This is a genomic window from Microcystis sp. M079S1, assembly GCF_020246425.1.
Classification (GTDB): Bacteria; Cyanobacteriota; Cyanobacteriia; order Cyanobacteriales; family Microcystaceae; genus Microcystis; species Microcystis aeruginosa.
Genome location: NZ_JADBSZ010000176.1, coordinates 1 through 21529 on the forward strand (window position 1 = coordinate 1; position 21529 = coordinate 21529).

The window sequence follows — 21529 nt, forward strand, 5'->3', positions numbered from 1 at the left end:
ACTCGATTGTCTATCTTTTGGTATTAACTTGTTTGTGCCTTAAGTCCTTCTCTATATGGATTTCAGCTACTTTTGAGCGTAGGCGCTCTCATCGAATTTTATTTTAAGTTAATTATTTGCATAACAATTCCCGAAGAGCCTCTTGTCTCAAGTGTTTGCCCAACCGAAGCGCCTCATTTTCCCTTGCTGCCTTCCCTCATTGTTGCCCTCCCCCTACCATTATCTCAACTAATTTATGAGCCGATAATTCCTGATTAAGCCAATCCTTTCTCAGCCAACCATCGAGGATTATATAAACGAGATTGATAACGGGCCCCACCATCACAAAGAACAGTAACGATGGTGTGTCCCGGCCCCATTTGTTTAGCTAAAGCCACGGCAGCAGCCACATTAATACCCACAGAACCCCCCATAAATAAACCATCTTTTTGTAATAGTTGATAAACAACTTTAATGGCAGTGGGATCATCAATTTGAATGGCATCATCTATGGGTGCGCCTTCCATATTAGCCGTAATACGACTATTACCAATCCCTTCAGTAATTGAACTACCTTCCAGGGTAATTGTCCCGGTTTTCACATAACTATATAAACCGCTACCCATCGGATCCGCCACCACACAACGCACCTGCGGATTTTGGTCTTTTAAAAACATCGCCACCCCCGCATAGGTTCCCCCGGTTCCCGTGGCAGCCACCCAAGCATCAATTTTACCGTCGGTTTGTTCCCAGATTTCCCGGGCGGTGGTTTCGTAGTGAGCGCGACGATTAGCCAGATTATCGAATTGATTAGCCCAGATAGCATTTTCCATCTCACTGGCCAATCTCCCCGATAATTTAACGTAATTATTGGCATCTCGGTAGGGAACGGCGGGAACAGTACGCACTTCCGCGCCAAGGGTTCTTAAGAGGTCGATTTTCTCTTGGGATTGGGTATCGGGAATGATAATCAGGCATTTATAACCTTTAGCATTGCAGATATGGGCCAAACCGATGCCAGTATTGCCGGCGGTTCCTTCGACAACGGTTCCCCCCGGTTGGAGAGTACCGGCTTTTTCCGCTTCTTGAATAATATATAAAGCGGCGCGATCCTTGACCGAACCACCGGGGTTAAGAAATTCGGCCTTACCGAGAATCTCGCAGCCGGTTTCCTCGCTAAAACTATTGAGACGAATTAGGGGAGTATTACCCACCGCATCGACGAAACCATTTTTAATATCCATAATCTGTTATTTTTCGTGCTGTTCGTAGGCTGAGACGATTTTTTGTACTAAGGGATGACGCACCACATCGGCCCGCGATAGGTAACAAAAAGCGATCCCTTCTACTGATTTTAGGATTTTTTGAGCGGCAATTAACCCCGATTCCTGTGGTTGCGGTAAATCGGTTTGGGTGACATCTCCAGTTACTACCATGCGCGAACCGAATCCCAAGCGAGTTAAGACCATCAATGCGATCGCCCTTTCTCAACCGGGGAATTGAATCGTTGGCCAAATTCTACCACTTTAGCAAAAGCGACGGGAGCGAGGACGGCTAATTAGTCCAAAATTTTCCGATTGTTGTCTTAGCTGGAAATATTGATTAAATTGGAAGTTTTTTAGCTGTGATTAGTTACCTAACCTAATATAGTGGTGGCATTCTGTAAGGAGTCCCACCGTGACTAACAATTCCATCGAGCCTTTGAATATTGGCAATACGATTAATACTGCCTTCCGTCTTTATCGTGATCGCTTCCCAACTTATGTATTCTTTGCTGTCCGCGCCTGTTTGTGGTCGCTTCTTCCCTTAGTTTTGCAATTAATTCTCAGTCAATTACTTTATCAAACAATTACCCCCGAAGAAGGCAGCGATATTGGTTTACGTTTATTTCTTTTCCCAGTACAAATTTTCTCGGCCGCTAAGTCTCTTTTTAATAGTGCGGTTATCTCACGATTAGCTTTTCAAGACATCATTTATCAGCCGGAAACTGCCGGACAAGCGGAAAAAAAAGTTAAGCCGAAAATGTGGCGCTTGTGGTGGATGCAGGTTTTGCTCGGTTTGTTGGGAGCGGCAATAATCTTGCCGATAATGCTGTCTCTGGTGCTAGTCAGTTTTATCCCCATCCTTGGTGTATTGCTTATTTTACTGGCTTCTTTCTGTCTTGCTTTTTTCTTCCTTTGGTTATCTGCTCGCATTTGCATTGCCGAATTGCCCTTAGTAATTGAAGATAATTTAGGCAGTTGGCAAGCAATCAAGAGAGGTTGGCATTTAACTAAAAACTCGGCTTGGAGAATTGTGGGAGTGATATTTATTGCCAGTTTATTAATTATTCCAGTTTATATTCTGTCATGGGCTTTGGCTTCAATTCCCTTTTGGGTCAATTTTTCCTCTTTTTATAGTAGTTTGGAATCGGTGGAGGACTGGCAAACGCTCGCAGAAAATCCTCTTTTTTTCCAACAAATGGCGATGTTTCCCTATGGTCTGACTACTATTTTCTTACTTCTGAATATTTTATTAGTTCCTTTTTGGCAATCTCTCAAAAGTGTGATCTATAATCATCTTTTAGACCAGAAAAAAAATGATGGGGGAGAATACTAATAACTGAGCGGCTGTTGATGTATCTAAATTACTTGTTAAGACTGTCTATGAGAGGGGAGCAGGAGGAGGGGTTTTGAGCATTTGTACTAAAAAACCCTGTAGGTAGTTTAAATACAGTACAGCTTAACAGAATCACTAATTACTAAGTACCTAAGCAAAATTAATTAGACATCTTGCTAACCCTCTCGCAAGATTACAAGAGCGACTATCTCAACAATCTGTTATTTTTCGTGCTGTTCGTAAGCTGAGACAATTTTTTGTACTAAGGGATGACGCACCACATCGGCCCGCGATAGGTAACAAAAAGCGATCCCTTCTACTGATTTGAGGATTTTTTGAGCGGCAATTAACCCCGATTCCTGTTGTTGCGGTAAATCGGTTTGGGTGACATCTCCAGTTACTACCATGCGCGAACCGAATCCCAAGCGAGTTAAGACCATTTTTAACTGTGCTGGGGTGGTATTTTGGGCCTCATCAACGATAACAAAAGCATTAGCTAGGGTTCGTCCCCGCATATAAGCTAAGGGTGCGATTTCGATTTTACCCCGTTCCATCAGGTCGGGAATTTTGGCCGCTTCGATAAATTCGTATAAAGCATCGTAGAGGGGACGCAAAAAAGGATCGACTTTTTGCTGTAAATCCCCCGGGAGAAAGCCTAATTTTTCCCCCGCTTCCACGGCCGGCCGGGTGAGGATAATCCGTTCTACTTTATCTTCTAATAAAGCTTGTACTGCTAAAACGGCGGCTAAAAAAGTTTTACCTGTGCCGGCAGGTCCAATACAAAAGGTGATATCGTGACTTTGAATCGCTTGGATATATTGACGCTGACGGAAGGTTTTCGCCCGAATTAGCTCCCCGCGACGGGTACGAGCGAGAATATCCTGCTGTAGTTCTTTATACTCGCTAGAACGCCCCGTATCGAGGGCATGGATAGCGGTCATAATATCGGCTTCGGCGATTAACTTGGCCTCTTGCCATAAAATACTTAAGGAGCGCACAATCGCTGTGGCACGCTCCACCGGGGTCGGTTGCCCCGCAATCCGCAATTCCATGCCTCTGAGGACTAAATTCGCCCCAGTTTGCCTGGCGATCAATTTGAGGTTAGCTTCTTGATGACCCGCTAAAGCGATCGCACTTTCTGAACTGGGGAATTGAATCGTTTGCCAAGTTTCCGTCATGCTTGGGGCTAAATTATCCTTTGGCTGTTTCTACCACTTTAGCAAAAGCGACGGGATCGAGGACGGCTAATTGGGCCAACATTTTCCGATTCAGGAGGATATTAGCTTTCTTTAATTGTCCGGTCAGTTGGCTGTAACTGATGCCCTGTTGACGGGCAGCCGCGTTAATGCGGGTAATCCAAAGACGACGAAAATCGCGTTTACGTTTGCGACGGTCTCTATAGGCATTCCGCAAGGCCTTCATTACCTGTTGGTTAGCTGTACGGAATAAGCGCGAGTGAGAACCGCGAAAACCTTTGGCTAATTTGAGAACTTTTTTGCGTCGCTTGCGGGCGACATTCCCCCGTTTTACTCTAGACATGATAATCCTTTAGACGATTTTTCTGGAAAATTTACAAATAGGGCAACATTAAGCGCACTTCCTTCTCGTCGCGCTCGTCCACTAGGGTAATCTGGGACAAGCGACGGCGCTTGCGTTCGGCACTTTTATGATCGAGTAGGTGATTTTTGAAGGCTTTGCGACGTTTGATTTTTTTGCCGCTTCCCGTGGCCTCGAATCGTTTGGCCGCCGCCTTTCGCGTTTTTAGCTTGGGCATAAACTCCGTTTTATTAAATCGACACAATCACTAATACTATCACAAATAAAGGACTTTGGGCAAGGAGTGGCCAAAAGATTCCCCGGCTCATCCTTACTTTGGCCAGGTCTGTGCTTGGGAATTAAATCAATCGGGAATTTTCCCCTTCCTCTCGATCGAATCGCTAAGATCCAGATAAAGTCTTGCGTTAACACGCATCTGGAGAAGTTATGGCTAAAACCCTACTAGAACAATTACGGGAATTTACAGTGGTTGTTGCTGATACTGGCGATATCCAAGCGATCGAAGCTTTTACACCCCAGGATACCACCACTAACCCCTCCCTGATTACGGCCGCGGCCCAAATGCCCCCATATCGGCCGATTGTCGATCAAACCCTGCAAGCGGCCAGAAAAGAATTGGGAAAGCAGGCCACCCCGGAAGATGTGGCCAAATTAGCTTTCGATCGCCTAGCGATCGGTTTTGGTCTGCAAATCCTGCAAATCGTCCCCGGCCGCGTCTCCACCGAAGTAGATGCTCGTCTTTCCTACGATACCCAAGCTACCATCGACAAGGCCCGTTATCTCATTTCCCAGTATGAAAAAGCGGGTATCTCTAGAGAAAGAGTCTTAATTAAAATTGCCTCGACTTGGGAAGGGATTAAAGCCGCAGAAGTCCTCGAAAAAGAGGGAATTCACTGTAATTTAACCCTATTATTCGGTTTCCATCAGGCGATCGCCTGTGCGGAGGCGGGAGTAACCTTAATTTCTCCCTTTGTCGGTCGGATTCTCGATTGGTATAAAAAAGAAACCGGTAAAGACTACGTTGGCGCTGAAGATCCCGGAGTCCAATCCGTTACCCAGATCTATAACTACTATAAAAAGTTTGGCTATAAAACCGAAGTTATGGGGGCAAGTTTCCGCAATATCGGTGAAATTTGCGAGTTAGCTGGTTGTGATCTTTTAACCATTTCTCCGAAACTGCTCGAACAATTGCAAGGGACAGAAGCCGATTTACCCCGTAAGCTCGATCCAGCACAGGCCGCAACCCTTGATATTGTCAAAATTGCCATGGATCAAGCCACTTTTGAGAAAATGCACGCCGAAGATGCCATGGCTTCCGAAAAACTAACGGAAGGTATTCAAGGTTTTACCAAAGCTTTAGAATTATTAGAACAATTGCTGATTCAACGTTTAACCCAGTTGGAAGGTCAGTCAACCCTAGAACACGCCGCCGAAGATATTTTTCGAGTCTATGATCATGATGGGGATGGTTTCATCACCCGGGAAGAATGGGCGGGAACCGATGCGGTATTTGATGCGATCGATATTAACCATGATGGCAGAATTTCTCCCGATGAGATCGCTGTCGGTTTGGGTGCGGCTTTTCGTTTAGTGGAAGCTTGACTCTCCCCCGCTAAACCGCTCGCGCGGTTTAGCGAGGGATTCTTGGTTCATAGGCTCTTGACTAGATCAAACAGGTTTAACTGAACGACCCCCAACCGACCGCCTCCGCAAGCGTTTTCTAACACGGTCAGTCCGACCGCGTTTTTTCCTCGGTTCTCGATTACCTTCGCTGATGCCGTATCTCTTGGTTCAATGTGGCCGCAAGAATCACACCGGTGAACTCTTTCCGATAAGGCTTTTTTACCGGTAATTGCGCCACAATTCGGACACTCTTGCGAAGTTCCGTTTTTATCGACTTTAAGATAATATTTTCCCCGTTTCCAAGCGACAAACGGTAGTATCTCGTTAATAAAACTACCGATGCCCGAATCTAGAGATTGTTTTCTAACAATCCCTCTAGACCAGGAAACGAAGTTAATATCCTCAACGAAGATATTATCGGCAAGATCACAAAAGTAATGAGCTAGTTTAAAGTGCCAATCTCTACGGGTATTAGACACTTTTTCGTGTAATCTTGCTATCTTCTCCTGAAGTTTTAACCAATTGTTCGAGCCTTTAGTTTTCCGTTTCAAGCGTCTTTGTAGCAATTTAAGCTTACTCTGTACTTTCAACAAAAATCGAGGGGCTTTGATTAAATCTCCCCGTGAAGTAGCGACAAAACTTTCAATTCCCGCGTCAATTCCTAAACAGGTCTTCCCTACTGTCATATCGGGAACTAATTCCGTAGATTGGAAGGAAACCGAAACGTAAAATCCCGACGCTTTTTGGATAATTCGAGCTTGTTTAGGCTCGAACCAGGGCGGGTACTTTCTGGATTTCCTAATCCGAATTTTTCCCAATTGTGGAAAATTTAAGTATTCGTCACCTAAGAAGTTTATTGTAGGGGGTCTAAGTGGGTTTTAGCCTAACTGCCCAATCAAACAACAATCTTAAGCTTTATCTCCTCAGTCCTCAACAGTGGTACAATTGCCGTCATAGCTAGGGGTGTCTGAGGCAATCAGGCTGAGAAAGACCCTTAGAACCTGAGACTGGGTAATTCCAGCGTAGGGAAGCTGTTTACAGAGGAAATAAAATTATGAGACAAGAATGGGTTGCCCCCCGGCGCGGACAAGCAAATGTATCGCAAATGCACTACGCCCGTCAGGGGATAATTACCGAAGAGATGGCTTATGTGGCAAAACGGGAAAATCTCTCTCCCGAATTGATTCGCAGCGAAATCGCCCGAGGAAGACTGATTATTCCCGCTAATATCAATCACCTCAACCTCGAACCTATGGCGATCGGTATTGCTTCTAAGTGTAAAGTTAATGCTAATATCGGGGCTTCCCCTAACTCCTCGAATATTAACGAAGAACTGGAAAAATTACACCTAGCGGTCAAATACGGCGCGGATACGGTGATGGATCTCTCCACCGGTGGCGGTAATTTGGACGAAATTCGCACTGCGATTATCAATGCTTCTCCCGTCCCCATCGGTACTGTACCCATCTATCAAGCGGTGGAAAGCGTTCACGGCAATATTGAAAAACTCACCCCCGAAGATTTCCTCCATATTATCGAAAAACACGCCCAGCAAGGGGTAGATTACATGACGATTCACGCGGGAATCCTCATCGAACACCTGCCTTTAGTCAAAACCCGTCTGACCGGGATTGTCTCCCGGGGCGGTGGTATTATTGCTAAGTGGATGCTGCACCACCACAAGCAAAATCCTCTCTACACCCATTTCGATGAAATTATCGAGATTTTCAAGCGTTATGACGTTTCTTTTAGTCTCGGTGACTCCCTGCGTCCCGGTTGTACCCACGATGCTTCCGATGCGGCCCAATTAGCGGAATTAAAAACCCTCGGCCAACTGACGCGCCGCGCTTGGGAACACGATGTACAGGTGATGGTGGAAGGACCTGGCCATGTTCCCATGGATCAAATTGAATTTAATGTGAAAAAACAAATGGAGGAGTGTAGCGAAGCACCTTTCTATGTTCTTGGTCCCCTTGTCACCGATATTGCTCCAGGGTACGATCATATCACTTCGGCGATCGGGGCGGCTCTGGCGGGTTGGTACGGGACGGCGATGTTATGTTATGTCACCCCGAAAGAACATCTCGGTTTACCCAACGCTGAAGATGTGCGAAATGGCTTAATTGCCTACAAAATAGCGGCTCATGCGGCAGATATCGCCCGTCATCGTCCCGGAGCGCGGGATCGTGACGATGAACTCTCCATTGCTCGTTATAATTTCGATTGGAATCGTCAATTTCAGTTATCCTTGGATCCCGATCGCGCTAAGGAATACCACGATGAGACTTTACCCGCAGATATCTATAAGACGGCGGAGTTTTGTTCGATGTGTGGACCGAAATTCTGTCCCATGCAAACTAAAGTCGATGCCGATGCGATTACGGAATTAGAGAAGTTTCTCGCTAGTCAGAATCAAGACAATTTAACCCCGGTTTAAAGGGGAGTTAAGGGAAGGGCTGATTTGATTTCAGCCCTATTACTAGGATAGAAGTCAAAATTATGGGAATAGCCGCCGATTTTTTGACTAATTGACCCGTTTTTCTAGATATTGACCGATCATCAATTCTTGACCGGCGCGAGAGATAATAGTTTGTCGGGTGCGATATTGTTGACCGATGAGTTTAATTTCTTCTTCAAAGACAGAACCGGCGTATTCTGTTCTCAGACAGAGAGTAGAGGGGTTAGGAAAGGTATAAATAGCGCTAACGGGTTTATCCGTCGCAAATCCCCGATCGCGATAGAGAATATTATCTAAAATGCCGAATATAGTCGAACCGTTGGAGGGTTTTTTACTCTGGGGACGGAGATAATTACTTTGCCAAGTGACTTCCGTACCACCTAATAAGGCTGTATCTTCCAGATTATGTAAACGGGCAAGTTGAATTAATGGCTCGCTGCCTTGGGGTAAATATTTAATCTCGATGGTGCTGATAACTTCTTGGGGTTCCGTTTCTTGGGTGAGGGTGTAATAACGTCTCTGGGATTGCCAGCGTCCTTCTGTCTGCTTAAAAAAGGCTAAAGCCGAGGTTTCCAGCGATAATTGGGCGGTTTGAATTAATGTCATAGAAATAAAACCTTTCCTGTTTTTTGGGAGAGCAGATTTGTTATCCTTGGTCAAGAGTTTGCCAGAGAATTGTTACACATCTTAATAGAATTATAGCCCTGCATGGAAATTAAGTGGTAGGTGTGTTGAGAGAGATAATTGGGAAAAAGCCGCATAGATACAGCATTTACAGGGAAAAAACGGGATAACATTGCTAAAACCTGCGAGCTTATCCTAGTTACTTCCATCTACCCCTATCTATCGATTAATTCTGTCAAATTGGCTACAGTGAGGCCGAGGTGATTCCCCCAATCCCCTTTTTTACCTGTTACTTTTCACCCGATCTGCCCAGTCTTGGTATTGTTAAAAATATAGAACCTCCGAACAAGGTCTCAACTCCGTGCAGTTAAAACAAGTAATCATTGCCCATAAGGCCAACCATCCCCAAAGTAAAGCATGGGCGGAAAAATGCGCTAAACAGTTAGAAGCCCGTCAGTGTAAAGTTTTAATGGGACCCAGTGGCTTTAAAGATAATCCCTATCCAGTATTTTTAGCCTCAGCATCGGAAAAAATCGACCTCGCCATCGTTTTGGGCGGAGATGGAACCATTTTAGCCGCCGCTCGCTATTTAGCTCACGAAGACATTCCGATTTTAGCGGTGAATGTCGGCGGCCATCTGGGATTTTTAACGGAACCTTTTGAGATTTTCCAAGATACGGAGACGGTCTGGGAGCGTTTACAATCCGATCACTATGCGGTACAACAACGGATGATGTTAAAGGCCAGAATCTATGAAGGGGATAAAAGAAACCCCCAGGCAGTGAGCGAGGCATTTTATGCCCTGAATGAGATGTGTGTGAAACCCGCTAGTATCGATAGGATGCCCACCTCGATCCTGGAAATCGAAGTGGACGGGGAAGTAGTAGATCAGTACCAAGGGGACGGCCTATTAGTGGCTACTCCCACGGGGTCCACCTGTTACACCGCTTCCGCTAATGGCCCGATTATACACCCCGGCATGGAGGCGATCGCTGTCACCCCGATTTGTCCCTTGAGTCTCTCCAGTCGGCCGATTGTCATTCCCCCAGCATCTCTGGTCAGTATTTGGCCTCTGGGAGACTACGAATTAAACACTAAACTCTGGATGGATGGTGCTTTAGCCACTTCCATTTGGCCCGGGCAATGGGTGGGAGTTACCAAAGCTGAAAAATTCGCCCAATTTATTATCCTGCGGGAAAGCTATTCTTTTTATCAGACTCTACAGGAAAAATTACAATGGGCCGGGGCGAGAATTCATTATGATGGCAATCGTCATAATTAGGGTTTGCGGCAAAAAGTTTTTCGTGGGTGTAGGGTGTAGGGTGTGGGGTTTTACCGATTTTCAGGGGGTCAATTAGCTAATTTTCAGGGAAAAAGTGCCTAAATTTCCCCCCCGATCACTCCAAGGGCTGGCACTTTTTGATTTCAAAAAAGCCTAAAAATATTATCCAACAAGGTTTTTAGATTTATTCAGCAACCCCTACTTATAATTACCGAGATACCGGTAGGGATCGTTAAAGGTTGAGCGGGGGCCAAGGAGCAAAAGGCCCCTTGGCTCCCAGCAAATAGAGGGTCAAAAGTTGTCAAAATATTTGACAAAATTGCCACTTTATGGTAGGGAATTGGGTTATTCTTGTCCCGTAAATTTTAAATTTCATCCCATCCAGTTAAGCCAGAAGACATAACATAACTGGTAACGGTTGCTTCAAAAAAGTTCGCTTTGGTGTGGCCTTCTTTTTTGGTATCGGAGAAGCGTTCTAGATGGTTATAGGGACTTTTGTTATACTTTTCTTCCTTGTATAAAGGCTCAAGTCCGATCGCTTTCAGCCGAATATTAGCGAGGTATTTGGTGTACTGTTCGGTACTGTATTCGGTAATACCTAAAATGTCGTTGCCAACAATGTGATTTGTCCAGCGACATTCGTGTTTAACGGCCGTATCGAACATCTCATAAATCTGTTCAACGGAATGGGAAAAAGTTGCCATGGCTTCGGGAATAAGTTTCTGATACAAACGGACGTGACTTAATTCGTCCCGGTTGATCATTTTGAAAACGTCAGCACTACCGGACATTAGCTGTCGAGAAGCGAGATTATAGAAAAAGATAAAGCCGTTGTAAAAATACAAACTCTCTAGCAAATAATCGGCGACAAGGGCGATAAAATAGCTTTCAGTAGTTTGTTTATCGATATATTGCTGGTAGAGACTAGCAATAAATTCACAGCGATCCTTGAGAACTTTATCGGTACGCCAAAAGTCATAAACTTCGCCTCTGCGATCCGAGGGAATAATGGTTTCAATTAAGTATTGATAACTTTGATTGTGCATGGCTTCTTGGGAAATTTGTTCCGCCATACAAAGACTAATTTCTGGCGCAGTGACGCTACCTTTTAGGTGGGGAATATTACAGGTTTGCACGGAATCAAGAAAAGTTAGATAGGATAAAATACCATCATAAGCATATCTTTCTTCGTCGGTAAGATGCCCGTATTCAGTTACGTCTTGAGTGATATCTAAGCGTTGCGGAATCCAGAAATTTTCGCGCATTTGTTGATATAAACCCACGGCCCAGGTGTAGCGGACATCGTTTAACTGCATCAGGTTGGTGGTGTTACCAAACCAGATCGAACGGTTTTCGATCGCATCATCTCCCGCTGGATTGAAGATCGGGGAAATGGGCATCGAATGGCAAGAATTAACTAAATGTAAGGACATGATTACTTGGATATTATGGCACTTTTAGGTTATAATAGATTTTCGGTAAAAAGTCAAATGTTTTGATTTTGATTAGGAATAAATTCAAAATCTAGGGCTTCTGCCAAAGTAAATGGGCAATCCTTCGGGAATTTCTCTAGGTTTATCCCTGTTTCAATAGCGGCTTTTTTTCTGGCCTTATTATAGCATTTTTTTAAATTGTCTTCTGTTAAAAAACTCTTAAGACTAGGGCTATTTTCTAAATCTTCTTCGATTCTCTCGCGATGCTCAAAAAGGGTTAATGCCCAGCTTCTGGTTTGTTTTTCTGGCTCTTGTAAGTATTTTAGTAAATGCCATAAAATTACGATCAGATTGCTTTTTAATGCTTTCTGTTGACTGATAGACATAGATTTTATTTCGTCAATTAAATTCTCTAAATCTAAATCAGAAAATTGATGATTTTCTAGTAAAGATATGGTTTTCTCTAGCCAGAGATAGTAGTCCTTTTCGTATAATTTCTTTTCCATAATTACCCACTTCACTTGCTTTTATACTCTGTCAATATTATTTTGAGATTTCAGGAAACCAATCCTCATTTAAAGCCTGTTCTATAGTGCAAATTGGAGCTAAACTGACCAAATTTTCAGCCATTCCAGATAATTCGATCAAAGAAATACGAGCTTCTTGAAAAGAGTTGTTAAAAATTTCAATTAGATAAGGCTGTAAACTAGGACTATCGGCAATAATTCTTTTTATGGCACGACGGAAATTCCTAATTTCATTTTTCCATCCTCTTTGATTATATTCTAATTCCGATTCCCAGTAAGCTAGTTTCAGCAAATGTTCTAATAACCGAGTTAAATAACTTTCTAAACTTCGTTTCTCACTTTTACCCATGCTACTAATTTCGTCAATTAAATTCTCTAAATCTAAATCAGAAAACCGATTATTTTCTAGTAAAGATATGGTTTTCTCTATCCAGAGATAGTAATCTTTTTCGTATAAGTTCTTTTCCATAATTATCCCCCATTATTTTGATATTTCAGGAAACCAATCCTCATTTAAAGCCTGTTCTATAGTGCAAATTGGAGCTAAACCGACCAAATTTTCAGCCATTCCAGATAAATCCAGAAACAATTTACGGGCATTTTGATAACAGGACGAGAAAATTTCCGCTAGATAGGGCTTTAAACTGGGACTGTCTTCAATAATTTGTTGAATTCCTAGGCGAAAGTTACGAATTTCATTTTTCCATCCTCTTTGATTATATTCTAATTCCGACTGCCAGTAAACCAGTTTTAGCAAATGTTCTAATAACCGAGTCAAATAACTCTTTAAACTTTGTCGTTGGCTTTTGCCCATGTCGCTAATCTCCTCGATGAGATTATCCAAATCTAAATCGGAAAATTGATGATTTTCTAGTAAAGATATGGTTTTCTCTATCCAGAGATAATAATCTTTTTCGTATAAATCACTCTTCATTGCTTAATCCTCTCCGAGAAACTCAGGAAACCAATTTTCATCTAAAATTTGGTCGATTGCTCCCATAGGTGTAGCACTTAAAAGTCTTTTATCGATGCCAGAACCTTCGACAAATAGATGGCAAGCATCCTCATAACATTGCTCAAGAATCTCGGTGAGGTAAGATGCTAAGTTTGTATTATAAGTTCCATCCTTTTTGTTGCTAATAATTCTTTTTATTTGAATGCGAAAATTTAAAATCTCCCGTCGCCACTTGTTTTTATTGTAATCGCGCTTAGATTGCCAATAAGTTAATTTAAGTAAATGTTCCAAGAGTTTAGTTAGTAAACTCTCTAACTTCTGACGTTCTCTTCTGGACATATCTTTGATTTCTTCAATTAAATTTTCTAAATCCAACTCAGAAAACTGGCGATTTTCTAGTAAAGATATGGTTTTCTCTAACCAAAGATAGTAATCCTGTTCGTATAAGTTCGTTTCCATAGTCCCTCACCTTAATTAACTATACTCCAACCAAATCATCAGTTATTATTATCCTCATATTCAGGAAACCAATCATCATCCAAAGCTTGGGCAAGAGTGAGAATTTTTTCCCTGGGCAAAGTATTGATTTTTACTCCCATTTTTCTAGCTAGGATACGAAGGGCTGACTGATAACATTTATCAAAACTATTCTCTAGATAGGACTTTAAACTTGGATTATCATCAAGAACTTCCCATAAATCAATTCTAAAAATAGTAATTTCTCCTTTCCAGTGATTAGCATTATATTGGCTTTCCGATTGCCAATAAGCGAGTTGCAGCAAATGTTGGATTATTCTAGTCAATAAACTTGTTAAGGTATGTTTTTCCTTGATACCCATACTTTTAATCTCCTCGATGAGATTATCTAAATCTAAATCGGAAAATTGATGATTTTCTAGTAAAGATATGGTTTTCTCTATCCAGAGATAGTAATCCTGTTCGTATAAAGTCTTATCCATAGCTGTGATTAGGTGATCAATAAAACTCATTTTATCAGTCCTAATCTTTGATGTAAAAAAATTAAGGTGGGCATTGCCCACCGAAGTTAACCTTAATTAGCGCAACTAGAACAACTATCGTCAGACTCTCGAAAATTGTCCTTTTGTACGGTACGGATATAATAAATCGCTTTACACCCCAATTCCCAGGCCATAACTAGGGTATCAAAGATATCTTTGGCAGTGAGACAACGGTTGGGTTCTTCGGGGAAATAAACCCCTTCATTGAGGTTGAATAATAACTCCATAGAAATCCCCGTATCGATCCATTCTTGCATAGTAGCGATCGCTTTCACCACTTGCTGCTGTTCGAGATTTTTGTTCTCTGAATAAAACCAGAAAGCTTCTTCAATAAAAGGTGGTGCGATGGGAACGGTTCCCTTTGCCCATTTATCGTAGAAAAAGCGACTATAAACCGGCAAAACACTAGCGGTACATCCCTGTACCAAACTAGAGGAAGTATTAGGAGCAATGGCGGTAATATGGGAATTACGGATGCCAAATCGTTGAATATCTGCGGCTAATTGTTGCCATCTTTGCGGTTGCACCGCATTATTTAAAAACCATGCCACTGGTTTTGCTCCGATTAATTTACCTTGGCTCCATTCACTACCCAAGAAAGCTTGATAAGCACCGCGTTCTTTGGCTAATTCCATCGAGGAATAGGTACACCAATAGCCAATTTCTTCAAATAAATTACTAATTTCTGACAGGTTATTGTAGGATAATTTCCGTTTAGCTAACCAGTCAGCCAATCCCATCGCCCCTACCCCAATAGTGCGATATTTATCGTTGTGGTTTTTAGCATTATCAAAGGGAGGATTAGTGATATCGATAGTATTGTCGAGAATCCTGACAGCGATTTGACAATTAGACTCGATTTCTTCCCTGTCGATATTGGCTAAATTAAGGCTAACTAAATTACAGCAATGGGCAGTTTTATCGGGGGTGACATTGCTGAAAGATTCGGTGCATTGTCCTGTTAGAATGCCGTTAAACATTCCCAGATGACGCTTGGGTTCTGTAAAACAGTAGGTGTCATCTCGACGACAGGTTAACTCTACCGATTCAATGCGGATAAACTGAGTGGCCGAACGTTGGGGTTCTTTTAAAGTCCATTGTAAGCGATGAGTTTTAAGTCCCAATTGACCAAGTTGAAATAGTCCGACAGAATTAATCAGTAAACGATATTTTGGTTGACAGAGATATTCTTGATAATTTCCCTTTCCATTTGGCATCAATTTATAGCCACCGTCATCCATAACAGTAACTTTGGAATCAACTCCTAAAGTCTGTAACATTAGGCGAATATCGAGCAAAAATTGCCGGTTAACAGAAGCAATCTGGAGAGACTCGTTAGAACCATTGCGGGCAACTGTTCCATCGGCATCAAGTAAACCAGCTAACCATTCTAAACGAGATTTAATTGTGTAACCATTTAGAGGAACTGTAAATTTACTGGGAATATCTAACGGGAGTTTACAGACGATCCGATCTTGTTTACTGTCATGATAGACCGCTAGGGTATCGGTTTCTTTTCTCCAAAAAGTACCTTTTTCAATAGAGCCATTTCCCTGATATTTGTTACGAATAGCCAATAAGGGAAGTAACTCTTTTTTAACTCCGTATAGGTCAACTTCTGGCATTCCATTGTTCCCGTAACTCCCATCTCCAGAAAAGAATCCTGCGGTGTAGGCGTAGGGAAAGTCAAGATCATTTTCTGACTGGATGAGAGGCAGCTGGTATTTAATTAATTTATCCCCTTGTTTGAGGTCTTTTGCCTCCACAATTTCCACGGTTCCCTTGTAGTTTTTCTGAACGTAAAACTTATGGTAGTAAGTACATTCCAAGGACTCTCCGTTAGAGAAATTGACCTTTAATAAAGGCTGGTTTTCTCCAGTCTTTTTAACTAATACTTCTGACCACTCCAATCCATTCCAGACATTAACATATTCCCCCACCAAATCAGCGATTGCTATTTGTCCTCGGTCAGTGAGAATTTTTGTTTCTCCCGCGACGCATAAATTTACACCAGGGATATAGCCATCGTGTTTATTAGGATTAGCGCGATTGATGGTATCTTTGAAGGCAATGTAGGGCATTCCTGTTTCTACTTGGGAACGCATGATACTTTTAAATAAGTCCCGGGCATTGATTTTTTTATAGAGGAGAATCTCTTGATCTAAATTAGCTTCTACTAAACGATAGGCCTCTTCAAATTCTTCCCCCCATAGTTCCGCTAATTCTATACCTAATTTATTGCGAACTTCGTAGGGATCTACTAATGTCCACTCGGCTTTATTTATCACCCGACGCATGAATTCATCGGTGATAACTAATTGGGGAAAAACATCATAAGCTTTACGTCTTTGATCACCGTTTTCTGTCTGCATTTCCAGAAATTCTGGCACATCTAAATGCCAGATGTCAACACCGATAGTTACTGCCCCGGCGCGTCTTCCCCCCTGATTTACTGCAATAGCTGTATCGTTGAGTAATTTAATCCAAGGAATAATCCCCCCGGAAGCATTAGCTTTCCCCATTACCCAGCTACCAGTGGCGCGAATTCTACTCACATTCACCCCGACACCGCCACCATTTTTTGAGATGCGGGCAGCATTAGTAATCTCGTCGAAAATGCTTTCTAAACTGTCGTCAATGGAGAGGATAAAACAACTGGTTAGGGAACCTTTGGGAGTGCGTAAATTGGCTAAAATTGGGGTGGCGAGAGAGATTTTTCTTTGAGCAATCGCTTGATAAAATTTCTTCGCCCAGGGGAGTCTATTAGCTGGTTCTTCCACAGTGGCAAGCAGCAAGGAACAGGTTAATAATGCCTCTTGGGGTAACTCATTTTTGAGTAAATAACGGCTAGTGATTAACAATGCCCCTGCGTAATCATAATCGATGTCCCAATCAGGATTAATCCAAGAACCAGCTTCTTTTAATTCTGCCTCGGAATAGATGAGAATCCTTTCGTCGTATAGCAACTTTTTAACTTGAGTTTTGACAGTTTTCTCGTAATTTCCGTACTGATAACCCCGGGCTACTAAGGTATCTTTCCAAAGACTCCAAATATGCAATCTTCCCGCCACATAGCGCCAATCCGGTTCCTCTGGACTACACATTTCTAGGGCGCAATTAATTAAATTATCCTGTATTTCCCTAGTGGTAATCCCATCCCGCAGGCGTGTGGTTAAACCCGCTTCTAAGGCGATTGAATTGACTTTTTTGCCCTCACAAGCCCACTCTACCACGTCGCGAATTTTGCCGATATTTAAGCTTGTGGTGGAACCATCGCGCCGAATCACTCTAATTGCATGGCTGCCCATATTAGCTAAAGGGGTAGAACGAAAGGGTATTACTTCGTTATTTTTGTGAATGGAAACGGCAGTAGTCAAGGGCTTCGATTGCATAATTGGAAAATTGCGGCGTTAAAAAACTTGACAAATTAATCTATTTGTACTAGGATATTCTATCAGATTTTCTGGGAAAACACAACATCTAGCGTGTTAAATAATCCTATCACTCTATATATGGTATAGCCAGGATTATTTTGTTCCCTAAAAACAGTGTTTTGGATGACATTTTCTGGAAAAAATTCTTGATTTTTCCCAGAAAACAGTTCTTTTGTATGCTTGACAAAAGAACTATTCTTTGATAACGAAAACAGATTGACAAAATACTTTTGATCCGATTCTGCTTGACTGCTGAGGAGGTTGTGGTCAGACTTTATTTGTTCTTAACTTTTCGATAATTTAAGACAAGAGTGGATTAAAAGTCAAATTTCCTCTGAGAACCTCTGAGAGAGGAAATTTTCTCTTTTCGCTATTTAGTGGCTTACCGCTAGAATAATAGGACAAAAACGCTATATATAGCGTCTAGCGAGTAGAGGACAAGGATGAAATATTTAGAAGAATGGCGTGATAGCGGGGTGGACGCGGAGTTAATCGATCTCAATGTCACCGGTTTAGCGGGGTTATCTCCCAGTGAATACCTACTCTACTCCCAAGAATTACCGCGACGCAATGATGGCAGAGTTAGGGATGATATTCTCAAGCGTTATGAACATATCAGTCAAGGCGGTTGGTGGTGTTCAGGAATTGACTTATTAACGGGTAATTATGACCTTTGGGGCTGTTTTAAGCCCGATTTTCCCCGTTTAAGCCTTGATAAGGCTAAACCGATTAAGTACGAACATCCTCCCCAAACCCCTACGGGAGTCTTTGCCTTGCGGGTTCCCCTGAAAATTTGGCAAAGGATAGCCCAGCATATCAGTATTAATATTTTAACTGAAGAAGTGGATAATAAGCAAGAGGATCTCGGTTTTTGGTCCTGGGTAATTAAACATCCAGAGATACCTATTTGTCTTACGGAAGGAGCGAAAAAAGCGGGGGCATTACTAACAGCAGGTTATGTGACAATTGCCTTACCCGGAATTCACAATGGTTATCGTACTCCCAAGGACGAATTAGGTAGAAGAATCGGCAAATCTCATCTAATTCCGCAGCTAGAAAAATTAGCTAATTCAGGACGAAAGATTTATCTAGTTTTTGATCAAGAAACTCAACCAAAGAACCAACAAGCGGTTAATTTAGCTTTACAGAGAATGGGTTATCTATTCAGTCAGGCTAACTGTCAGGTAAAGGTAGTTACTTGGGATGCTGCTGACGGTAAAGGGGTGGATGATTTACTAATCAATCGAGGAGAAGATTACTTCCAACAAGTCTATCAAAAAGCTACCTCTTGGGAAATTTGGAAGGCAGCGAGTTTAAATAGTTTAACTCTCCCACCTCATCTAGAGTTAAATAGCCGTTACTTGCCAGATATTGCTATCCCTACATCAGCGCAGTTAATGGCGATTAAATCGGCTAAAGGTACAGGAAAAACTGAGTTTTTAGCTAAGATAGTTAAACAGGCTATTGCCAATCAACAAAAAGTTTTAGTTATTGGTCATCGAGTCAAACTGGTAGAGGAGCTATGTCAACGCTTTGGTTTAAACTATATCAGCAAAATTAGGGATAATCCTGCGGCACAAATTTACGGTTATGGTTTATGTATTGACTCTCTCCATCCCCAATCACAAGCTAAATTTCAAGCGGAAGATTGGCAAGAAGCTATGATTATTATCGATGAGATCGAACAAGTCCTATGGCATGGGTTAAATGGGGATACTTGTAAAGCTAATCGAGTAGCAATTTTAAAGTCTTTAAAGTCTCTGCTACAAACTGTGGTCAGCAGTGGGGGAAAAGTCTTAGTTGCCGATGCTGATTTAAGTGATATTTCCCTAGAATATCTAACTTCTTTAGCGGCTATTAAACTAGAAACTTTCTTGATTAGTAACGAGTGGAAACCTAATTATCAGCAAGCTTGGCAAGTTTATAACTACTCTGATAATACTCCCCAACAGCTAGTTAAGGATTTAGTTAAACATATTAAAGAGGGAGGAAAACCTTTTGTTTGTCTATCAGCACAAAAATTAACCAGCAAATGGGGGACAATTACCCTAGAATCTTATCTAAGAAAGCAATTTCCTCAGAAGAAAATTCTGCGGATAGATTCAGAGTCATTGCCAGATTCTAGTCACGCTGCCTATCAAGCGATTGGCAATTTAAATCAGTTGTTGCTTAACTATGATATAGTTCTAGCTAGTCCTGCGATCGAAACGGGAATTAGTATTGATATTCAGCAACACTTTACCTCGGTTTGGTGTTTAGCACAGGGAATTCAAACTCCCACTTCTATCGCTCAATTTTTAGGGAGAATTAGAGAGAATATTCCTCGTTATATTTGGTCAGCAGTGTACGGATTTAATCAGGTGGGTAATGGTTCCACTTCTATCCCCAAACTTCTCACCTCTGGACACCGATTAACGGAGGTTAATATTCGCTTACTACACCAATCAGATTTAGAATCTCTTGAGGATTTAGATACAAATTTTCAAGCGGAATCTCTCCTCTGCTGGGCAAAAATGGCTGTGCGAGTAAATGCTTATATGCTTAATTATCGTCAGTCAATTCTAGGTATTTTACAAGCAGAAGGTCATAGAATTAAAGAACGGACTCAGGAAGAAGAACTAGAAATAAATAATCAGTTAACGGAAGCAATTGAAGAAATTAGGGAACATAATTATCGTTCTGAATGCGAGGCAATTGCCAGTGCTTCTGAGATCACGGAATCAGAATATCGTTGTCTTAAAAAACAGTTAATTAAGTCAGTGAAAGAAAGGAGAATTATCAGGAAATATGACCTATACAAACGCTATGGAATCCCCGTCACACCGCAATTAGTGATTAAAGATGATCAAGGATGGTATCAAGAACTACGCTTACATTACTTTTTGACAATTGGGCGACAATTTTTGTGCGATCGAGATGCTTTAATTGCCCGTAAACTGATAGAATCAGGTCACGGAAGTTTATTTATTCCCGATTTTAATAGTAGTCAATTAGGAGTGATTATCGGGACGTTAGAAGTGTTGGGAATTCCCGTATTATTAGCTAACCCTGAAAGAGAATTAACTAATCATGATGCCGATTTACAAAAAATGGCCGAAATCGCCATTAAAAACCGCAACGAGATTAAAACTATCACCAAGATTAACCTCTCTAATGCTTCCCGTCCTCTGACGATTATTCGTAATTGTTTGAACTTGTTAGGTTATCAATTAACCAGCAAGGGCAGCCAGAGAATTGCTAAAAAATCTCTAAAAGTTTATCAGATTGTTGCCCCTCAGGATGGTAGAGAACAAGTGTTTCAACAATGGTTATTTAGAGATGAAAAATGTGCGGGAAGTTCTGAGATTTGGTATGAGGACTATCTCTTTTCTCTCACCCAGAAAACATCTCTAGGCGAACCGGAAAATGCTTATATTCAATTAAGTCTAGAATTATAGTCTAGCTATGGGGAAAATTGCCTATTTAAGCGACTTTTTTGCCTAAAATGACCACATCAGCCAGAAAATCGTCTAGATCGGCAATTTGAGGTAAATAACCCCATCGTTGAAAGCCGAATTTTTCAAAGAGACGAATACTGGCTTGATTGTGGGCAAAGATAATACAGATAAGATTAGATATACCCAATTTGGGACAGCGATTCAGGGCATATTCTACTAATAATTTACCGATTCCACGACCTTGATAATCGGGGGCAATATATAAACTAACCTCTGCCGTTTTTTGGTAAGCGACACGACCATAAAACATCTGTAAACTCAGCCAACCCAGCACCCGACCTTCGATCGCTATTACCCAGATGGGATACTGTTCAGGATCGTGCTTTTTAAACCATTCTCGCCGACTTTCGAGGGAAATAGGCTTTAAATCTGCGGTTGCCTTGCGAGTGGGAACAGCAGCATTATAAATCTCGATAATTGTTGGTAAATCTGTTTCTTTAGCCTCGCGAATAATCATAGAATATCAAGTAAAAAGTCAAAAGTAAAAAGTAAAAAATAATATTTCTTATTTTCTATCTACCTATCGGGTTGATTCTCAGGATG

The 21529-nt window shown here is 41.9% G+C and carries 18 protein-coding genes, 2 pseudogenes and 1 riboswitch; of the genes and pseudogenes, 5 read left to right on the forward strand and 15 right to left on the reverse strand.

All coding sequences use genetic code 11. The annotated features are described in order from the left end of the window. Positions 1 to 254: 254 nt before the first annotated feature. Both IM456_RS11355 and IM456_RS11360 read right to left on the reverse strand, forming a co-directional pair. Complete coding sequence (locus tag IM456_RS11355) at positions 255 to 1223, reverse strand: cysteine synthase A (RefSeq protein ID WP_149986323.1); 969 nt, start codon at positions 1221 to 1223, stop codon at positions 255 to 257. 6 nt (positions 1224 to 1229) lie between these two features. Continuing rightward, positions 1230 to 1448, reverse strand: a pseudogene (locus IM456_RS11360) (PhoH family protein); the annotation flags it as partial. A gap of 208 nt (positions 1449 to 1656) precedes the next feature. On the opposite strand from IM456_RS11360, the gene IM456_RS11365 reads away from it, so the two are divergent. Further along, positions 1657 to 2577: a hypothetical protein gene (locus IM456_RS11365; protein WP_149986324.1), complete on the forward strand. Its 921-nt coding sequence runs from the start codon at positions 1657 to 1659 to the stop codon at positions 2575 to 2577. A gap of 221 nt (positions 2578 to 2798) precedes the next feature. Here IM456_RS11365 and IM456_RS11370 read toward each other — a convergent pair whose 3' ends face one another. From IM456_RS11370 to rpmI, 3 genes are read right to left on the reverse strand one after another with little or no spacing between them, the layout of a single operon-like run. After that, positions 2799 to 3755 (reverse strand): PhoH family protein, encoded by a 957-nt coding sequence (locus tag IM456_RS11370; RefSeq protein ID WP_002772048.1) that lies wholly within the window; start codon positions 3753 to 3755, stop codon positions 2799 to 2801. 13 nt (positions 3756 to 3768) lie between these two features. Beyond that, positions 3769 to 4116, reverse strand: a complete 348-nt coding sequence (gene rplT / locus IM456_RS11375) for a 50S ribosomal protein L20 (RefSeq protein WP_002739593.1) — start codon at positions 4114 to 4116, stop codon at positions 3769 to 3771. Between the two features lie 31 nt (positions 4117 to 4147). Beyond that, positions 4148 to 4351, reverse strand: a complete 204-nt coding sequence (rpmI, locus tag IM456_RS11380; RefSeq protein ID WP_002740108.1) for a 50S ribosomal protein L35 — start codon at positions 4349 to 4351, stop codon at positions 4148 to 4150. Positions 4352 to 4560: 209 nt separating this feature from the next. Here rpmI and IM456_RS11385 point away from each other — a divergent pair, with 209 nt between their 5' ends. Then, positions 4561 to 5736: a transaldolase gene (locus IM456_RS11385; RefSeq protein ID WP_287691364.1), complete on the forward strand. Its 1176-nt coding sequence runs from the start codon at positions 4561 to 4563 to the stop codon at positions 5734 to 5736. A gap of 47 nt (positions 5737 to 5783) precedes the next feature. Here the strand turns inward: IM456_RS11385 and IM456_RS11390 are convergent. Then, positions 5784 to 6620, reverse strand: a pseudogene (locus IM456_RS11390) (RNA-guided endonuclease InsQ/TnpB family protein); the annotation flags it as partial. A gap of 86 nt (positions 6621 to 6706) precedes the next feature. Continuing rightward, positions 6707 to 6803, forward strand: a riboswitch (TPP riboswitch). A gap of 8 nt (positions 6804 to 6811) precedes the next feature. On the opposite strand from IM456_RS11390, the gene thiC reads away from it, so the two are divergent. Beyond that, on the forward strand, positions 6812 to 8194 hold the full coding sequence (gene thiC / locus IM456_RS11395) for a phosphomethylpyrimidine synthase (RefSeq protein ID WP_110544450.1): 1383 nt from the start codon (positions 6812 to 6814) through the stop codon (positions 8192 to 8194). 87 nt (positions 8195 to 8281) lie between these two features. On the opposite strand, the gene IM456_RS11400 is transcribed toward thiC, so the two are convergent. Then, a complete protein-coding gene (locus IM456_RS11400) occupies positions 8282 to 8821 on the reverse strand; it encodes a phycobiliprotein lyase (RefSeq protein WP_287691367.1) in 540 nt (179 codons plus the stop codon). Positions 8822 to 9200: 379 nt separating this feature from the next. On the opposite strand from IM456_RS11400, the gene IM456_RS11405 reads away from it, so the two are divergent. Next, a complete protein-coding gene (locus tag IM456_RS11405; protein ID WP_149986326.1) occupies positions 9201 to 10121 on the forward strand; it encodes an NAD(+) kinase in 921 nt (306 codons plus the stop codon). 365 nt (positions 10122 to 10486) lie between these two features. Here IM456_RS11405 and IM456_RS11410 read toward each other — a convergent pair whose 3' ends face one another. From IM456_RS11410 to IM456_RS11440, 7 genes are all read right to left on the reverse strand, one after another. Then, positions 10487 to 11554 (reverse strand): ribonucleotide-diphosphate reductase subunit beta, encoded by a 1068-nt coding sequence (locus IM456_RS11410; RefSeq protein ID WP_002757166.1) that lies wholly within the window; start codon positions 11552 to 11554, stop codon positions 10487 to 10489. A gap of 53 nt (positions 11555 to 11607) precedes the next feature. Continuing rightward, complete coding sequence (locus IM456_RS11415; RefSeq protein ID WP_110544455.1) at positions 11608 to 12060, reverse strand: DUF29 domain-containing protein; 453 nt, start codon at positions 12058 to 12060, stop codon at positions 11608 to 11610. A gap of 37 nt (positions 12061 to 12097) precedes the next feature. Next, complete coding sequence (locus IM456_RS11420; RefSeq protein ID WP_110544457.1) at positions 12098 to 12550, reverse strand: DUF29 domain-containing protein; 453 nt, start codon at positions 12548 to 12550, stop codon at positions 12098 to 12100. A 12-nt stretch (positions 12551 to 12562) separates the two neighbouring features. Beyond that, a complete protein-coding gene (locus tag IM456_RS11425) occupies positions 12563 to 13015 on the reverse strand; it encodes a DUF29 domain-containing protein (protein WP_079210017.1) in 453 nt (150 codons plus the stop codon). Positions 13016 to 13018: 3 nt separating this feature from the next. Further along, positions 13019 to 13495, reverse strand: a complete 477-nt coding sequence (locus tag IM456_RS11430) for a DUF29 domain-containing protein (RefSeq protein ID WP_147069396.1) — start codon at positions 13493 to 13495, stop codon at positions 13019 to 13021. Positions 13496 to 13533: 38 nt separating this feature from the next. Further along, a complete protein-coding gene (locus IM456_RS11435) occupies positions 13534 to 14025 on the reverse strand; it encodes a DUF29 domain-containing protein (RefSeq protein ID WP_079210015.1) in 492 nt (163 codons plus the stop codon). A gap of 62 nt (positions 14026 to 14087) precedes the next feature. Further along, complete coding sequence (locus tag IM456_RS11440) at positions 14088 to 17447, reverse strand: ribonucleotide reductase barrel domain-containing protein (protein WP_149986331.1); 3360 nt, start codon at positions 17445 to 17447, stop codon at positions 14088 to 14090. A 485-nt stretch (positions 17448 to 17932) separates the two neighbouring features. On the opposite strand from IM456_RS11440, the gene IM456_RS11445 reads away from it, so the two are divergent. After that, positions 17933 to 20926: a plasmid replication protein, CyRepA1 family gene (locus IM456_RS11445; protein WP_149986332.1), complete on the forward strand. Its 2994-nt coding sequence runs from the start codon at positions 17933 to 17935 to the stop codon at positions 20924 to 20926. 25 nt (positions 20927 to 20951) lie between these two features. Here the strand turns inward: IM456_RS11445 and IM456_RS11450 are convergent, their stop codons facing one another. Next, positions 20952 to 21443: a GNAT family N-acetyltransferase gene (locus IM456_RS11450; protein ID WP_149986333.1), complete on the reverse strand. Its 492-nt coding sequence runs from the start codon at positions 21441 to 21443 to the stop codon at positions 20952 to 20954. Positions 21444 to 21529: the final 86 nt, after the last annotated feature.

Bases quoted from the DNA above. Each gene is read 5' to 3' on its own strand.
- IM456_RS11400 (WP_287691367.1), bottom strand. From the start codon at position 8,821: ATGACATTAATTCAAACCGCCCAATTATCGCTGGAAACCTCGGCTTTA.
- IM456_RS11415 (WP_110544455.1), bottom strand. From the start codon at position 12,060: ATGGAAAAGAAATTATACGAAAAGGACTACTATCTCTGGCTAGAGAAA.
- IM456_RS11355 (WP_149986323.1), bottom strand. From the start codon at position 1,223: ATGGATATTAAAAATGGTTTCGTCGATGCGGTGGGTAATACTCCCCTA.
- IM456_RS11450 (WP_149986333.1), bottom strand. From the start codon at position 21,443: ATGATTATTCGCGAGGCTAAAGAAACAGATTTACCAACAATTATCGAG.
- rpmI (WP_002740108.1), bottom strand. From the start codon at position 4,351: ATGCCCAAGCTAAAAACGCGAAAGGCGGCGGCCAAACGATTCGAGGCC.
- IM456_RS11440 (WP_149986331.1), bottom strand. From the start codon at position 17,447: ATGCAATCGAAGCCCTTGACTACTGCCGTTTCCATTCACAAAAATAAC.
- IM456_RS11430 (WP_147069396.1), bottom strand. From the start codon at position 13,495: ATGGAAACGAACTTATACGAACAGGATTACTATCTTTGGTTAGAGAAA.
- thiC (WP_110544450.1), top strand. From the start codon at position 6,812: ATGAGACAAGAATGGGTTGCCCCCCGGCGCGGACAAGCAAATGTATCG.
- IM456_RS11410 (WP_002757166.1), bottom strand. From the start codon at position 11,554: ATGTCCTTACATTTAGTTAATTCTTGCCATTCGATGCCCATTTCCCCG.
- rplT (WP_002739593.1), bottom strand. From the start codon at position 4,116: ATGTCTAGAGTAAAACGGGGGAATGTCGCCCGCAAGCGACGCAAAAAA.
- IM456_RS11435 (WP_079210015.1), bottom strand. From the start codon at position 14,025: ATGAGTTTTATTGATCACCTAATCACAGCTATGGATAAGACTTTATAC.
- IM456_RS11420 (WP_110544457.1), bottom strand. From the start codon at position 12,550: ATGGAAAAGAACTTATACGAAAAAGATTACTATCTCTGGATAGAGAAA.
- IM456_RS11370 (WP_002772048.1), bottom strand. From the start codon at position 3,755: ATGACGGAAACTTGGCAAACGATTCAATTCCCCAGTTCAGAAAGTGCG.
- IM456_RS11445 (WP_149986332.1), top strand. From the start codon at position 17,933: ATGAAATATTTAGAAGAATGGCGTGATAGCGGGGTGGACGCGGAGTTA.
- IM456_RS11425 (WP_079210017.1), bottom strand. From the start codon at position 13,015: ATGAAGAGTGATTTATACGAAAAAGATTATTATCTCTGGATAGAGAAA.
- IM456_RS11385 (WP_287691364.1), top strand. From the start codon at position 4,561: ATGGCTAAAACCCTACTAGAACAATTACGGGAATTTACAGTGGTTGTT.